Raw genomic sequence first — 15013 nt, 5'->3', positions numbered from 1 at the left:
AGGGCTATGACGAAGCCATCCCTCCCCGACCTCCTCCACGCCGCCGTCTCCGCCGTCGGCGGCACGGAGCGGCCCGGCCAGGTCACCATGGCCGAGGCCGTGGCCGAGGCCATCGACGACAACTCCCACCTCCTCGTCCAGGCCGGCACCGGCACGGGCAAGTCGCTCGGCTACCTCGTGCCGGCGCTGGCCCAGGGCGAGCGGGTGGTGGTGGCCACGGCCACCCTGGCGCTCCAGCGCCAGCTCGTCGAGCGCGACCTTCCCCGGACGGTCGAGGCGCTGCACCCGCAGCTGCGCCGCCGCCCGCAGTTCGCCATGCTCAAGGGCCGGTCGAACTACCTCTGTCTGCACCGGCTCCACGAAGGCGTCCCGCAGGACGAGGAGGAGGGCCTCTTCGACCCCTTCGAGGCGGCCGCGCCGTCGAGCAAGCTGGGCCAGGACCTGCTGAGGCTGCGGGACTGGTCGGACGAGACGGAGACCGGGGACCGGGACGACCTGACGCCGGGCGTCTCCGACAAGGCCTGGGCGCAGGTCTCGGTCTCCTCCCGGGAGTGCCTCGGCGCGAGCAAGTGTGCGTACGGTGCTGAGTGCTTCGCCGAGGCGGCACGCGAGCGGGCCAAGCTCGCGGACGTCGTCGTCACCAACCACGCGCTGCTCGCGATCGACGCCATCGAGGGCGCCCCGGTGCTCCCGCAGCACGAGGTGCTGATCGTCGACGAGGCCCATGAGCTGGTCTCCCGGGTCACGGGTGTCGCCACTGGCGAGCTCACCCCGGGCCAGGTCAACCGTGCCGTGCGCCGGGCCGCGAAGCTCGTCGACGAGAAGACGGCCGACCAGCTGCAGACCGCCGCGGAGGGCTTCGAGCGGGTCATGGAGCTGGCGCTGCCGGGCCGCCTGGAGGAGATCCCGGAGGACCTGGCGTACGCCTTGATGGCGCTGCGGGACGCGGCCCGCGCCGTGATCACGGCCCTGGGCAACACCCGGGACCGGTCCGTGCAGGACGAGGACGCGGTGCGCAAGCAGGCCATGGCCTCCGTGGAGACCGTGCACGGCGTGGCGGAGCGGATCACCCTCGGTTCCGAGTACGACGTCGTCTGGTACGAGCGTCACGACAGGTTCGGGGCCTCGCTGAGGGTCGCGCCGCTGACGGTCTCGGGCCTGCTCCGGGAGAAGCTCTTCACGGAGCGGTCCGTGGTGCTCGCCTCGGCCACGCTCAAGCTGGGCGGCGACTTCAACGGCGTCGGCGCGTCGCTCGGACTGGCCCCCGAGGGCACCAAGGGTGACGACCTGCCCGTCTGGAAGGGCATCGACGTCGGCTCCCCGTTCGACTATCCGAAGCAGGGCATCCTGTACGTCGCCAAGCACCTCGCCAAGCCCGCGCGCGACGGGCAGCGGGGCGACATGCTCGACGAGCTCACCGAACTGATGCAGGCCGCCGGCGGGCGGACCCTCGGCCTCTTCTCGTCCATGCGTGCCGCGCAGCAGGCGGCGGAGGAGCTGCGCAGCCGGGTCCCTGAGCTGCCGATCCTGCTCCAGGGCGAGGACACCCTGGGCGAGCTGATCAAGAACTTCGCGGCCGATCCGAAGACCTGTCTCTTCGGCACGCTCTCGCTCTGGCAGGGCGTGGACGTCCCCGGGCCCAGCTGTCAGCTGGTCGTCATGGACAAGATCCCGTTCCCGCGGCCGGACGACCCGCTGATGAGCGCCCGGCAGAAGGCCGTCGAGGACGCCGGCGGGAACGGCTTCATGGCGGTCGCGGCGACCCACGCGGCCCTGCTGATGGCCCAGGGCGCGGGTCGGCTGGTGCGTGCGACCGGCGACCGGGGAGTCGTGGCGGTCCTGGATCCCCGGCTGGCCACGGCCCGATACGGCAGCTATCTGAAGGCCTCGCTGCCCGATTTCTGGTACACCACGGACCGCAACCAGGTCCGGAAGTCCCTCTCGGCCATCGACGCCGCCTCGAAGGCGGCGGGCTAGCGGGTCGGGACACGGCAGGGCCCCGGGACCGGCGCAGTGGGTCCCGGGGCCCGGTCAGAGCCGGCGGGGAGTGTCAGACCCGCCGCAGCACCGCCACGACCTTGCCGAGGATGGTGGCCTCGTCGCCGGGGATGGGCTGGTACGCCGCGTTGTGCGGGAGCAGCCAGACGTGGCCGTCCTCGCGCTTGAAGCGCTTGACGGTGGCCTCGCCGTCGAGCATCGCGGCGACGATGTCGCCGTTCTCCGCGACGGGCTGACGGCGGACGGTGACCCAGTCGCCGTCACAGATGGCGGCCTCGATCATCGAGTCGCCGACGACCTTGAGGACGAACAGCTCGCCGTCGCCGACCAGCTGCCGGGGGAGGGGGAAGACGTCCTCGACGGACTCCTCGGCCAGGATCGGGCCACCGGCCGCGATGCGGCCGACGAGCGGGACGTACGACGCGGCCGGCTTGCCGGTGGTGTCCGTCGGCTGGGTGCTCGGCTGGTCGGAGCCGCGTACCTCGTAGGCGCGGGGCCGGTGTGGGTCGCGGCGGAGGAAGCCCTTGCGCTCCAGCGCCATGAGCTGGTGTGCCACGGAGGAGGTGCTGGAGAGGCCGACCGCCTGCCCGATCTCGCGCATCGACGGCGGGTAGCCGCGCCGCTGGACCGAGTCGCGGATGACTTCGATGACCCTGCGCTGCCGGTCGGTGAGTCCGGAGCTGTCGGCGCGGATGCCTGGAGGTCGTCCGGGGAGGGCGCGGGCGGGTCGCCCGGGCTCCTCGCCGTTCATGCTTGCATCAGTCATGGCGTGCACCGGCTCGAGTCGGCCCTGGGAGCGGTCCTGGGCGGTGATGGTGGCACTGTCTGCGGTGGTGGTCACGTCGTCGGCCCCTCTCGAATGGTCTCCCTGGCTGGCACAACGGTAGTGGCTTTCGAAAGGTTGCGCCAAACACACGTTCGAGTGAAAATTCGCAGATTGCCTTACGCGCGTATGTGCGGGGGTGTATGAGCACGCTCACGTCGCCGCCCCAAATCGGTCGTTACGGTAGCCTTCGCCGCTGGGTCGCGAGCGACCGGTGCACGGCCCCAGTGTCGCATCCGGAGGCCTGGATCCCCGGGAGCGCCCGGGTCGCGACACGCAGAGGGCTCGGAAGCGCCCCCAACCCAAGATCTAGTGGTTGGATGGCATCCGCCACCCAGGGGTAGTGGTCCCCGGTCTGCCGGGGGTGCTCGCATCGCCTATGCTGGTGGTCGCCTCGAAGGGTCTTTGACGGACCCGGCGAGGTGAGTCAGTCGTGCCACGAGGAGGGTTGGAACCAATGCACTGCCCCTTCTGCAGGCACCCCGACAGCCGTGTCGTCGACAGTCGCACCACCGACGACGGAACGTCGATCCGACGTCGTCGCCAGTGCCCCGACTGCTCCCGTCGTTTCACGACGGTGGAGACGTGCTCGCTCATGGTGGTGAAGCGCTCCGGCGTCACCGAGCCCTTCAGCCGTACCAAGGTCATCTCCGGCGTGCGTAAGGCGTGCCAGGGGCGACCGGTCACCGAGGACGCCCTCGCCAAGCTCGGCCAGCGGGTCGAGGAGGCGGTGCGCGCCACCGGAAGCGCCGAGCTGACCACCCATGACGTGGGCCTGGCCATCCTCGGCCCCCTGCAGGAGCTCGACCTCGTCGCCTACCTGCGCTTCGCGTCCGTGTACAAGGCTTTCGACAGCCTCGAAGACTTCGAGGCCGCCATCGCGGAACTCCGCGTGCGGCCTCCCGCTGAGAACCGCGGGACCGGTGCGACCCCTGAGGTCCCCGTTCCCGCCACCGCCGCCGACTAGCTCGGCGGTCCGGGCCTTCCGCGGCCCGGCGACCGGCCGCCGTGCGGCCTGGCAGAGAGACGTGCCCCGGGTGACCTCTGTGGTCCCTGTGGCAGCAGTACAGAACGACGTACAGAAGACGGTGCCCTGGGACTATCTGGGCGCCAAAGTGTGTTTTGCCCGTATATGGGAGGCGGCATGACAGAGACGGCGAGCGGCCCGGCACGTGGTTCCCGCACCAAGGGAGCCAAGGCGGCGAGCAAGGGCCTGCGTATCGAGCGCATCCACACCACCCCCGGCGTGCATCCGTACGACGAGGTGGCGTGGGAGCCCCGTGACGTCGTCATGACCAACTGGCGCGACGGCTCGATCAACTTCGAGCAGCGTGGCGTCGAGTTCCCCGACTTCTGGTCGGTGAACGCGGTCAACATCGTCACCAGCAAGTACTTCCGTGGTGCCGTCGGCACCCCGCAGCGCGAGACCGGTCTCAAGCAGCTCATCGACCGGATCGTGAAGACGTACACGAAGGCCGGCGAGGAGTACGGCTACTTCGCCTCGCCCGCCGACGCCGAGATCTTCGAGCACGAGCTCGCCTACGCCCTCCTGCACCAGATCTTCAGCTTCAACTCGCCGGTCTGGTTCAACGTCGGCACGCCGCAGCCCCAGCAGGTCTCCGCCTGCTTCATCCTGTCCGTCGACGACTCCATGGAGTCCATCCTCGACTGGTACAAGGAAGAGGGCATGATCTTCAAGGGCGGCTCCGGCGCCGGCCTGAACCTCTCCCGCATCCGCTCCTCCAAGGAGCTCCTCTCCTCCGGCGGCAACGCCTCCGGCCCCGTCTCCTTCATGCGCGGCGCCGACGCCTCCGCCGGCACGATCAAGTCGGGCGGCGCCACCCGTCGCGCGGCCAAGATGGTCATCCTCGACGTCGACCACCCCGACATCGAGGACTTCATCGAGACCAAGGTCAAGGAGGAGGAGAAGATCCGCGCCCTCCGCGACGCGGGCTTCGACATGGACCTGGGCGGCGACGACATCACGTCCGTCCAGTACCAGAACGCCAACAACTCCGTCCGCGTGAACGACACGTTCATGAAGGCCGTCGAGTCCGGCGGGAAGTTCGGCCTCACCTCGCGCATGACCGGCGAGGTCATCGAGGAGGTCGACGCCAAGGCGCTCTTCCGCAAGATGGCCGAGGCCGCGTGGGCCTGCGCCGACCCGGGCATCCAGTACGACGACACGATCAACCACTGGCACACCTGCCCCGAGTCCGGCCGCATCAACGGCTCGAACCCGTGCAGCGAGTACATGCACCTGGACAACACGTCCTGCAACCTCGCCTCGCTGAACCTGATGAAGTTCCTCAAGGACGACGGCAAGGGACACCAGTCCTTCGACGTCGAGCGCTTCGCCAAGGTCGTCGAGCTCGTCATCACCGCGATGGACATCTCCATCTGCTTCGCCGACTTCCCCACCCAGAAGATCGGCGAGAACACCCGCGCCTACCGCCAGCTCGGCATCGGCTACGCCAACCTCGGCGCCCTGCTGATGGCGACCGGCCACGCGTACGACTCCGACGGCGGCCGCGCCCTCGCCGGTGCCATCACCTCCCTGATGACCGGCACCTCGTACAAGCGCTCCGCCGAGCTCGCCGCGGTCGTCGGCGCCTACGACGGCTACGCCCTCAACGCCGAGCCGCACCAGCGCGTCATGCAGCAGCACGCCGACGAGAACACCAAGGCCGTCCGCATGGACGACCTGGACTCGCCGATCTGGGCCGCCGCCACGGAGGCCTGGCAGGACGTGATCCGCCTCGGCGCCAAGAACGGCTTCCGCAACGCCCAGGCCTCGGTCATCGCCCCCACCGGCACCATCGGTCTCGCGATGTCCTGCGACACCACCGGCCTCGAGCCCGACCTCGCCCTGGTCAAGTTCAAGAAGCTCGTCGGCGGCGGCTCGATGCAGATCGTCAACGGCACCGTCCCGCAGGCCCTGCGCCGCCTGGGCTACCAGGAGGAGCAGATCGAGGCGATCGTCGCCCACATCGCCGAGCACGGCAATGTGATCGACGCCCCCGGCCTGAAGACCGCGCACTACGAGGTCTTCGACTGCGCCATGGGCGAGCGCTCCATCTCCGCGATGGGCCACGTCCGCATGATGGCCGCCATCCAGCCGTGGATCTCGGGCGCCCTCTCCAAGACCGTGAACCTGCCGGAGACGGCCACGGTCGAGGACGTCGAGGAGGTCTACTTCGAGGCCTGGAAGATGGGCGTCAAGGCGCTCGCGATCTACCGCGACAACTGCAAGGTCGGCCAGCCGCTCTCCGCCAAGAAGAAGGAGAGCGAGAAGGCCGAGGTCACCGCGAAGTCCGAGGCGACGATCCGCGAGGCCGTCGAGAAGGTCGTCGAGTACCGCCCGGTCCGCAAGCGTCTGCCCAAGGGCCGCCCGGGGATCACCACCTCCTTCACCGTCGGTGGCGCCGAGGGCTACATGACCGCCAACTCCTACCCGGACGACGGTCTCGGCGAGGTCTTCCTGAAGATGTCCAAGCAGGGCTCCACCCTCGCCGGCATGATGGACGCCTTCTCCATCGCCGTCTCGGTCGGCCTGCAGTACGGCGTCCCGCTGGAGACCTACGTCTCGAAGTTCACCAACATGCGCTTCGAGCCGGCCGGCATGACCGACGACCCGGACGTGCGGATGGCGCAGTCGATCGTCGACTACATCTTCCGCCGCCTGGCGCTGGACTTCCTGCCCTTCGAGACCCGCTCCGCTCTCGGCATCCACTCGGCCGAGGAGCGCCAGCGCCACCTGGACACCGGCTCGTACGAGCAGGCCGAGGACGAGGACGTCGACGTCGAGGCCCTGGCCCAGTCCGCGCCCCGCGCCCTGGAGCCGAAGGCCGTCGCCGCCCCGGCCCCGAAGGTCGAGGTCCCGGCTCCGAAGCAGGCCCACACCTCCGCGGAGCTCGTCGAGATGCAGCTCGGCATCAGCGCCGACGCCCCGCTCTGCTTCTCCTGCGGCACGAAGATGCAGCGGGCCGGCTCCTGCTACATCTGCGAGGGCTGCGGCTCGACCAGCGGCTGCAGCTGACCCCCCCGGTGCGCTGAGGGGCGGAAGTCGCTGAGTGCACCGGATCGCCCGTGAGGGGGCGCCGACCATCGGTCGGCGCCCCTTTCGCATGAGGGCGTCAGGACACCGTGGAGCCCAGGAGCGTGCCGAAGGTCTGCGGATCGGCGTCGAAGCCGCGGCTGATCGAGCGGTACGACCAGCCGTCCGCCCCGTCGCGGGTGAACTCCACGACCGTCGCCGCACGGGCCCCTGGGACGTCCGCGAAGTCGTGGGTCAGCAGGTCGGTGTAGCCCTCGCGGACCCGTATGCCGGTGTTCGCTATGTCGCCGAAGGTCAGCCGCCCGCCGCCCTGCTGTATGGCCACGCCCACCACCACCCGTGCGTACCGCGCGTCCAGCCGGTTCAGCTCCACGGTCATGGCCTCGTCGTAGCCGAATCCCTGCCCCGTGCGGCTGTCGCGGTGGAGCGTGATCGTGCCGTCCGGGGAGCGGCTGCCGAAGTGCACCAGATGGACCGGCGCGCCGTGCGGGTCGCCCGCGGAGAAGACCCCGGCGACGAGATCCAGGTCGTGGGCCGGCGCACCGGCCGGGGCGGGGTCCCACTTGAGCGTGACCTCGACGCGTCCCACCCCTTTGTTGAGTCCGCTCATGGTGCTTCCCCTCTCCGCGCACGCCCCCGCGCACGCCCTCGCCGCGTACCGTCGCCCCTTCAAAAGCCCGTGGTCGTGGGCCTCTTGCTCATGGTGTCATGTGCCTACGACAGAGGACCCGACGCTGAGGGGGAGAGCGGTTTGTGGAGCGGTGACGAGCTGGATCTCGACGCATATCTGGCTCGAATCGGATACGACAGGAGGCGGGACGGGGAACTCGCCCCTGATCTACGGACCTTGACGGCCCTTCATCGGGCGCACGCCTCGACCATTCCCTTCGAGAACCTGGACGTCGCCCTCGGAAGGCCGATACCCCTGGACCTGAAGAGCCTTCAGGCCAAGCTCGTCGAGCGGCGCCGGGGAGGCTACTGCTACGAGCAGAACTCCCTCCTGGCAGCGGCCCTCGAACAGATCGGCTTCCAGGTGGAGGGCCGCGGAGCGCGCAACCGCTCGCGGGGTGCGACGCTGCCGCCGGTCACCCACGCGCTCCTCGCCGTGACGGTCGAGGGCGAACGGTGGCTCGCCGACGTCGGGTTCGGCTGGCAGGGGCCGCTGGAGCCCGTGCCGCTCCGGGACGGCGCGCGCGTGGAGCAGGACGGCTGGACGTTCGGCATCGCCGTCGAGGACGACGGCACCCATGTGCTGCGCTCGCTGCGGTCGACGGGCTGGATGGACGTGTACGCGTTCTCGCCGCAGGCGTACCAGCCCGGTGACTTCACCGTCCTCAACCACTACAGCTCCAGCCATCCGCAGTCCCGTTTCCTCGGCCAGGTCGTGGCCCAGCGGCCGGGCGCGGACGTGCGGAGATCGCTGCTGCGCGAGACGCTCTCGCTCGTGCGCCCGGACGGATCCGTCGAGGAACGGATCCTGACGGCCGGCGAGTTGGCCGCCACCCTGGAGGCCGAGTTCGGCATCGAACTGGACGCCGAGGAGCGCGCGGGTCTGGAGCGACTGCACCCGGCGGGAGCCTGACGGGGTCTGCCGGGGTGCCCTCCGGCCCCGTACGATGGCGCGGTGCTGGTCAAGTGGATTCGCTGCACCGTGGTGGACCGTCGAGGGTTCGAGCGGGGACAGCGGAAATGGGCGGGGCTGCTCGGTGAGCCGGGATTCCGGGGACAGGGCGGCGGGTGGAGCCGGCGTCGCCCGGACGTCGCCCACATCTTCGCGTTCTGGGAGAGCCGCGCCTTCTACGACTCGTTCATGGCGCGGTCGCACGATCGCCTCGCGGCCTCCCAGGTCGGCACGTTCAAGGACGCCCAGGTCAAGCTCTTCGACCACCGCTTCGACGTGAAGACGGGCTTCGAGCCGCGGTTCGCCGACGCCGACGTGGCGCGGGTCGCGCACTGCCGGGTCCACGAGGACCGTGCCGAGCACTTCGCGCTCATGCAGGAGAAGGTGTGGAACCCGGCCATGGCCGGGTCTCCCGGCATGCTGCGGGGCCTGTTCGGCGAGGCGCCCGGCAGCGAGTTCCTGGTGCTGTCGATGTGGCAGTCCGCCGCCGAGCACGGAAAGTACCGGGTCGAGCGCGTGGAGCGGCTGGGGCTGCGGGCCCGTACCGCGGCCGACGTGGCGGCGCTGAACGGCGACGTGGTGCAGCTCGAACCGTCCTGGACGGTGTGACCTTCCGTCCACTCCTCCCTCGGTGGACACCGGGCGCGCCCTGCCTCTGTGGACTCCGTGCGCGCCCTCGCTCGGTGGACTCCGGGCACGCCCTCGCTCGGATGGGCTCCGGGCGCCGCCTCGGTTGAGCCCGCCGGAGAGCGGCGATCTAGGGTCGGGGTATGGCACGACCGCGGCGCATCGTTCTCGTACGACACGGAGAGTCCGAGGGCAATGTCGATGACACGGTGTACGAACGCGAGCCCGACCATGCCCTGAGGCTGACCGAGACCGGATGGCGGCAGGCGACGGAGACGGGGGAGCGGCTGCGGGAACTCTTCGGGGACGAACCGGTCAGCGTCTACGTCTCGCCGTACCGCCGCACCCATGAGACCCTGCGGGCCTTCAGGCTCCCCGCGGAGCAGGTCCGGGTACGGGAGGAGCCCAGGCTGCGGGAGCAGGACTGGGGCAACTGGCAGGAACGGGAGGACGTACGCCTGCAGAAGGCCTACCGGGACGCGTACGGGCACTTCTTCTACCGCTTCGCCCAGGGCGAGTCCGGTGCCGACGTCTACGACCGCGTCGGCGCCTTCCTGGAGAGCCTGTACCGCAGCTTCGAGGCGCCCGACCACCCGCCCAACGTCCTGCTCGTGACCCACGGGCTGACCATGCGGCTGTTCTGCATGCGCTGGTTCCACTGGACGGTCGCCGACTTCGAGTCGCTGTCGAATCCAGGCAACGCCGAGACCCGCACCCTCCTGCTCGGGGACGACGGCCGCTACCGCCTGGACAGGCCGTTCGAACGCTGGCGTACCCCGGAACCGTACGGCCCTACCGGATAGAGTGGCAGACCGATGACCGCTGACTCCTCACCCGACCGGCGCTTCGACCGCGCCCTGGCCAGCCTGCGCGGGCTGTCCGTGGGAGACGCCCTGGGCTCCCAGTTCTTCGTACCCTCCCACTACCCCCTGCTGAAGCGGCGCGAGCTGCCCGCCGGCCCCTGGCAGTGGACCGACGACACCGAGATGGCCTGCTCCGTCCTGGCCGTCCTCGTCCGCCACGACCGGATCGACCAGGACGCCCTGGCCCTCTCCTTCGCACAGCACCACGACTTCGACCGGGGCTACGGCCCCGCCGTCAACCGGATGCTCCGGCTCATCCGTGAGGGCGGCGACTGGCGGGAACTCGCCGCCGCGCTCTTCAACGGGCAGGGCTCCTGGGGCAACGGCGCCGCGATGCGGATCGCCCCGCTGGGAGCCTGGTACGCCGACGACCCCGAGCAGGCGACCCACCAGGCCGAGATCTCGGCGTACACCACCCACCAGCACCGGGAGGCCGTGGTCGGCGCCATGGCCGTCGCCGCCGCCGCGGCGATCGCCGCCGACCCCGCGGGACCGCCCACGCCCGAGGCGCTCCTCGACGGGGTCATCGCCCTCGTGCCGCGCAGCGCCGTCGGGGCGGGGCTGCGCAGGGCCCGCGACATGCTCGACTACGGCGACGCGAACACCGTCGCCGCGGTCCTCGGCAGCGGCAGGCGTACGAGCGCCCACGACACCGTTCCGTTCGCGCTCTGGTCCGCCGCGCGCGGGCTCGGCGACTTCGAGCGGGTGTTCTGGACGACCGCGCAGGTGGGCGGCGACGTCGACACGACCTGCGCCATCGCCGGCGGAGTGGTCGCCTCCACAGCGGTCGGCGCGCCGCCGGAGGACTGGCTGCGGCAGACCGAGGCCCTTCCGGGGTGGGTCCCGGAGGACGGGACGGCCTGAGGCGGGGCGGGTAATTCCTGGATCCCGACGTGTCCCCTGAGCCCCGAGCGGGCCCAGGGGGCGCCGGCGTCTGGATCAGGCCATCGGCCCCGCTGCCTCCGTGCGGCCGCTCAAGGCTTCCAGGTCGCTCTTGCGGACCCGGATCACCAGGACGGCCGTCACCAGTGCGATCAGCACCATGCCGACAGCGGCCGTGAAGGCCGAGGAGATGCCGGCGGTCAGCACCTCGTGGCCCCAGGGCGCGGGCAGTTCCTTGGCCTTCAGCGCCTCGGCCTGCTGCTCGGGCGTCGCGTGTGCGAGGAAGTCCGGCAGCTGCTTCTCGCTCTCCTTGCGGCCGGCCGTGCCGAAGACGGTGACCAGGATGGAGAGGCCGAGCGAGCCGCCGACCTGCTGGGTCGCGTTGAGCAGACCCGAGGCGGCGCCGGCCTCGTGCTGGGCCACTCCGGAGACGGCCGTCAGCGTGAGCGTCACGAAGTTGAGGCCCATGCCGCAGCCGAAGACGATCATCGGGCCGAGTACCCCGCCCAGGTAACTGCTGTCGGACGAGATGAACGTCAGCCAGACGAGTCCCACGCCGGTGAGCGACGCGCCGGTCACCATGAACGGCTTGGGGCCGAGGACCGGCAGCATCCTCTGTGCGAACCCTGCGCCGACGCCGATCGCGACGGTCACCGGAAGGAAGGCCAGGCCGGATTTCACCGGGCTGTAGCCCAGGACGTTCTGCACCCACAGCACGATGAAGAAGAACATGCCGAACATGGCGGCCGACAGGCTGAGCATGATGACGTACGTGCCCGAGCGGTTGCGGTCCGCGAACATCCGCAGTGGCGTGATCGGTTCCCTGGCCCGCGACTCCACCACGGCGAACGCCACGAGCAGGACCACCGCCGTGACGAACGAGCCGATGGTCAGCTCGTCCTTCCATCCCTCCTTGGACGCGCGGATGAACCCGTAGACCAGCGCCGCCATCCCCAGGGTCGACGTCGCGGCGCCCCCGAGGTCGAACCGGCCCGGGTGGCGCTCCGACTCCGCGATGTAGCGCGGGGTGAGGAAGGCGATCAGCAGGCCGATCGGCACGTTGACGAAGAAGACCCAGCGCCAGTCGAGCCACTGGGTGAGGGCTCCGCCGGCGAGCAGGCCGATGGCGCCGCCGCCGGCGGAGACGGCCGCGAACACACCGAACGCCCGGTTCCGCTCCGGTCCTTCGGGGAACGTCGTGGTGATCAGGGCGAGTGAGGTCGGCGAGGCGATCGCGCCGCCCACGCCCTGCAGTGCACGCGCCGCTAGCAGCTGCCACGGCTCCTGGGCGAAGCCGCCGAGCAGCGAGGCGAACGTGAAGAGCAGGATGCCGGCCATGAACACCCGGCGGCGGCCCAGGATGTCTCCGGCGCGTCCGCCGAGGAGCAGGAGGCCGCCGAAGGTGAGCGTGTAGGCGCTGAGCACCCACGACAGGTCGGTGGTGGAGAAGGAGAGCGCGTCCTGGATGTGCGGCAGTGCGATGTTCACGATGGTGGCGTCGAGGACGACCATCAGCTGGCAGGCGGCGATGACGGTCAAGGCGATGCCCGGCCGACCTCCGGCGCGAGCTGGCTCGTCCTTGACCTGTGTGTCCACCGGAGAAGTTGTCACTATGGATCCCCCACGGAAAATTAGTGAACGCACCCGTTCACTGTTCACCACGGTAGCGAGTCCCCCTCAGTGAACGCAACCGTTCACTGAGAACTGCCGACGAATCGAATCGCGTCAACGGAGAGATCCTGATGGTTACTTCGCGCTCCACGGCCGCCGCCCGGCCGGAGGGGGCGGCGCTGCGACGCCGCGGACCCGTGCTCGAACGGGCGATCCTGGAGGCCACGCTCGACCAGCTGAGCAGCGTCGGCTGGGGCGGCCTCACGATGGAGGGTGTCGCGGTCGGCGCACAGACGGGCAAAGCCGCGGTGTACCGGCGATGGTCCTCCAAGGAAGACCTCGTCGCGGACGCGCTCCAGGCCGGACTGCCCGCGATCGACGAGGCTCCCGACACCGGTCGTGTACGTCAGGACCTGTACGAGCTGTGCTGCCGGGTCCGCGACGTGATGTACTCCAAGCCCGGCTTCGCCCTACGCGCTGTGCTTCACGAATGCGACACCGAGTCCGCCGAGCGCTTCCACGGGCTGATCGAGACGGTCGTGATCCAGCCCTCGAAACGCCTCTTCCGGGACGTGCTGCGGCGCGGAATCACGCGCGGAGAGGTGCGGAGCGACGCGATCGACGACCTCGTCCTCGATGTCATCCCCGCCATGATGATGTACCGCTCCAAAGTGTGCGGAAGCGAATGGCCGGACAGTGAGATCGCCGACCTGATCGACCGGATCATGGTGCCTCTGGTGCGCGCCTGAGCGGGGCCGGGAGCATTCCGGGGTGGGGTGGCGGTTGCTCCAGGGCCTGCTGGAGACCGGTCCTCGGTCTGCTGGAGGCCGGTTCCTCGGCCTGCTGGAGGCTGGACCCCTCGGCCTGGTGGGACGGGGCTTCGGGCGTCCGTGGGGAATCCGGGTATCGCGGGCGACGTCAGACGGCGTAACCTGTCTGGCGCCATGCCGTACGTACCTCCCACCCACACTGTCGAGCGGTCGCTCCGAGCCACCACCGGCGCCAAGATCGTCGCCGGGGTCGACGAGGTCGGACGCGGAGCGTGGGCCGGCCCCGTCACGGTGTGCGCGGCCGTCACCGGCCTGCGCCGGCCCCCCGAGGGGCTCACCGACTCCAAGCTGCTCACCCCCAAGCGCCGGAACGCGCTGGCCGTGCAGCTGGAGGGCTGGGTCACCGCGTACGCGCTCGGCGACGCCTCCCCGCAGGAGATCGACGACCTCGGGATGACCGCGGCACTGCGGCTCGCGGCCGTCCGGGCCCTCGAAGGCCTTCCTGTGCGGCCCGACGCGGTGATCCTCGACGGCAAACACGACTACCTCGGCAGCCCCTGGCGCGTCCGTACGGTGATCAAGGGCGACCAGTCCTGCATCGCCGTCGCGGCGGCCTCCGTCATCGCGAAGGTCCGGCGCGACGCCCTCATGGCCGAGCTGGAGGCCGAGAGCGAGCAGTACGCCGCGTACGCCTTCGGTGCCAACGCGGGCTACCCTTCGCCGGTCCACAAGGCGGCACTCGCAGAGCTGGGGCCCACCCCGTACCACCGTCTCTCCTGGTCGTACCTGGACGCGCTGCCCCAGTGGCGCCACCTCAAGAAGGTCCGCCTCTCCGCCGAGGCGGCCGCGCTGGAAAGCGGGGGCCAACTCGGCTTCGACTTCTGAACTTCCGGTCAAGGGGCCCTGCCCAAGGGGCGTCCACGTGGCCGGGGTGCACATGTGTGCCCACCCGCCGGTGCTCCGCGCAGCGGCGTTTGATAGACATTCATTCATGCCTCTCATCCCCGAGGAGCCTCAGATTCACGAGAGCGCCCAGGGTCCCCGCGCCACCGCGGCCGCCGGCCGCCCCGCGTCGACCCCCCGTCCCGTACCCGGCCCGCGTTCAGCGGCCTCTCCGCGTCCCGGACGCCCCGTCCCCGGTCCGGCCAAGCCCGCCGCGCCGGCGCCGCACCCCGGTGCCGGACAGTCTCCGGCCGAGCGCCCGGAGAATCGTTCCGACCAGCGATCCACCCCGCAGCTCCAGCTGATCCCGGCCCCGGTCGACGGCGCGCTCGACGCCGCCGAGGAGGCCCTGGACCTGCTCCTGGAGAGCGGGCGCGCCCCCGGCGAGATCCTGGTGCTCACCACCGGCGACCCGCACCCGTGGGCGGCTCACGAGCTGTCCTTCGGCGAGGCCGCCTACTGGGCCCAACAGGACACCGGCGAGGACGTGTTCTTCGCGGACGCCTCCGCGGAGCGGGCCGCCGCCCGCCCCGTGGTGATCGTCGCCGTCAACGGCGGAGCCGAGGAGACGACCGCCCGGGCCCTTCCGTCGGCGATGGCCCGCGCGGGCGCGCTGCTCATCGTCTGCGGTGACCCGCAGCGCCTCACGGCGCTCCTCGGAGCCGGCGCAGGCGTCTGACCGACCGAGCCCCTCCGCCGGACCCCACCGGGGCCGGCGGGGGCCCGGTGTCGCCTGGCGTGATCAGCGTGCGGTGGTCCGTCGCCGCTTAAGCGTGATCGACGCGCCGCAGCCCGATGTCGCCGGGTCTGATCGGCGTG

The 15013-nt window shown here is 70.6% G+C and carries 13 protein-coding genes; 10 read left to right on the top strand and 3 right to left on the bottom strand.

The window, feature by feature from the left end; genetic code table 11:
* Window positions 1-6 precede the first annotated feature (6 nt).
* A complete protein-coding gene (locus ACZ7HT_RS28150; RefSeq protein ID WP_471171055.1) occupies window positions 7-1977 on the top strand; it encodes an ATP-dependent DNA helicase in 1971 nt (656 codons plus the stop codon).
* A 73-nt stretch (window positions 1978-2050) separates the two neighbouring features.
* On the opposite strand, the gene lexA is transcribed toward ACZ7HT_RS28150, so the two are convergent.
* The gene (gene lexA, locus ACZ7HT_RS28145; RefSeq protein ID WP_116158457.1) at window positions 2051-2839 is read right to left on the bottom strand and encodes a transcriptional repressor LexA; all 789 of its coding nucleotides are present in this window, start codon (window positions 2837-2839) and stop codon (window positions 2051-2053) included.
* Between the two features lie 439 nt (window positions 2840-3278).
* Here lexA and nrdR point away from each other — a divergent pair, with 439 nt between their 5' ends.
* Together nrdR and ACZ7HT_RS28135 are read left to right on the top strand one after the other, a co-directional pair.
* Complete coding sequence (gene nrdR, locus ACZ7HT_RS28140; RefSeq protein WP_030325324.1) at window positions 3279-3788, top strand: transcriptional regulator NrdR; 510 nt, start codon at window positions 3279-3281, stop codon at window positions 3786-3788.
* 177 nt (window positions 3789-3965) lie between these two features.
* Complete coding sequence (locus tag ACZ7HT_RS28135; RefSeq protein ID WP_471171052.1) at window positions 3966-6860, top strand: vitamin B12-dependent ribonucleotide reductase; 2895 nt, start codon at window positions 3966-3968, stop codon at window positions 6858-6860.
* Window positions 6861-6957: 97 nt separating this feature from the next.
* Here the strand turns inward: ACZ7HT_RS28135 and ACZ7HT_RS28130 are convergent, their stop codons facing one another.
* Window positions 6958-7488 (bottom strand): TerD family protein, encoded by a 531-nt coding sequence (locus ACZ7HT_RS28130; RefSeq protein ID WP_471171050.1) that lies wholly within the window; start codon window positions 7486-7488, stop codon window positions 6958-6960.
* A 237-nt stretch (window positions 7489-7725) separates the two neighbouring features.
* On the opposite strand from ACZ7HT_RS28130, the gene ACZ7HT_RS28125 reads away from it, so the two are divergent.
* The 4 genes from ACZ7HT_RS28125 (at window position 7726) to ACZ7HT_RS28110 (ending at window position 10853) form a co-directional block, all read left to right on the top strand.
* Window positions 7726-8460, top strand: coding sequence for an arylamine N-acetyltransferase family protein (locus tag ACZ7HT_RS28125; RefSeq protein ID WP_471171048.1), 735 nt, complete (start codon window positions 7726-7728; stop codon window positions 8458-8460).
* Between the two features lie 42 nt (window positions 8461-8502).
* Window positions 8503-9108, top strand: a complete 606-nt coding sequence (locus tag ACZ7HT_RS28120; RefSeq protein WP_471171046.1) for a YdbC family protein — start codon at window positions 8503-8505, stop codon at window positions 9106-9108.
* A gap of 161 nt (window positions 9109-9269) precedes the next feature.
* Window positions 9270-9929: a histidine phosphatase family protein gene (locus ACZ7HT_RS28115; RefSeq protein WP_471171044.1), complete on the top strand. Its 660-nt coding sequence runs from the start codon at window positions 9270-9272 to the stop codon at window positions 9927-9929.
* A gap of 12 nt (window positions 9930-9941) precedes the next feature.
* Complete coding sequence (locus ACZ7HT_RS28110) at window positions 9942-10853, top strand: ADP-ribosylglycohydrolase family protein (protein WP_471171042.1); 912 nt, start codon at window positions 9942-9944, stop codon at window positions 10851-10853.
* A gap of 75 nt (window positions 10854-10928) precedes the next feature.
* Here the strand turns inward: ACZ7HT_RS28110 and ACZ7HT_RS28105 are convergent, their stop codons facing one another.
* Complete coding sequence (locus ACZ7HT_RS28105; RefSeq protein WP_471171040.1) at window positions 10929-12482, bottom strand: MFS transporter; 1554 nt, start codon at window positions 12480-12482, stop codon at window positions 10929-10931.
* A gap of 131 nt (window positions 12483-12613) precedes the next feature.
* Here ACZ7HT_RS28105 and ACZ7HT_RS28100 point away from each other — a divergent pair, with 131 nt between their 5' ends.
* The 3 genes from ACZ7HT_RS28100 (at window position 12614) to ACZ7HT_RS28090 (ending at window position 14873) form a co-directional block, all read left to right on the top strand.
* Complete coding sequence (locus ACZ7HT_RS28100; RefSeq protein WP_471171038.1) at window positions 12614-13231, top strand: TetR/AcrR family transcriptional regulator; 618 nt, start codon at window positions 12614-12616, stop codon at window positions 13229-13231.
* A gap of 195 nt (window positions 13232-13426) precedes the next feature.
* Complete coding sequence (locus tag ACZ7HT_RS28095; protein WP_471171036.1) at window positions 13427-14137, top strand: ribonuclease HII; 711 nt, start codon at window positions 13427-13429, stop codon at window positions 14135-14137.
* 106 nt (window positions 14138-14243) lie between these two features.
* Window positions 14244-14873 carry a hypothetical protein gene (locus ACZ7HT_RS28090; protein WP_471171035.1) on the top strand — a complete coding sequence of 210 codons (630 nt, stop codon included), beginning with the start codon at window positions 14244-14246 and terminating at the stop codon, window positions 14871-14873.
* The last annotated feature ends 140 nt before the right edge of the window (window positions 14874-15013 follow it).

The organism is Streptomyces sp. NPDC037410, from assembly GCF_055602235.1.
This window is presented reverse-complemented; position numbering and strand designations above follow the sequence as displayed.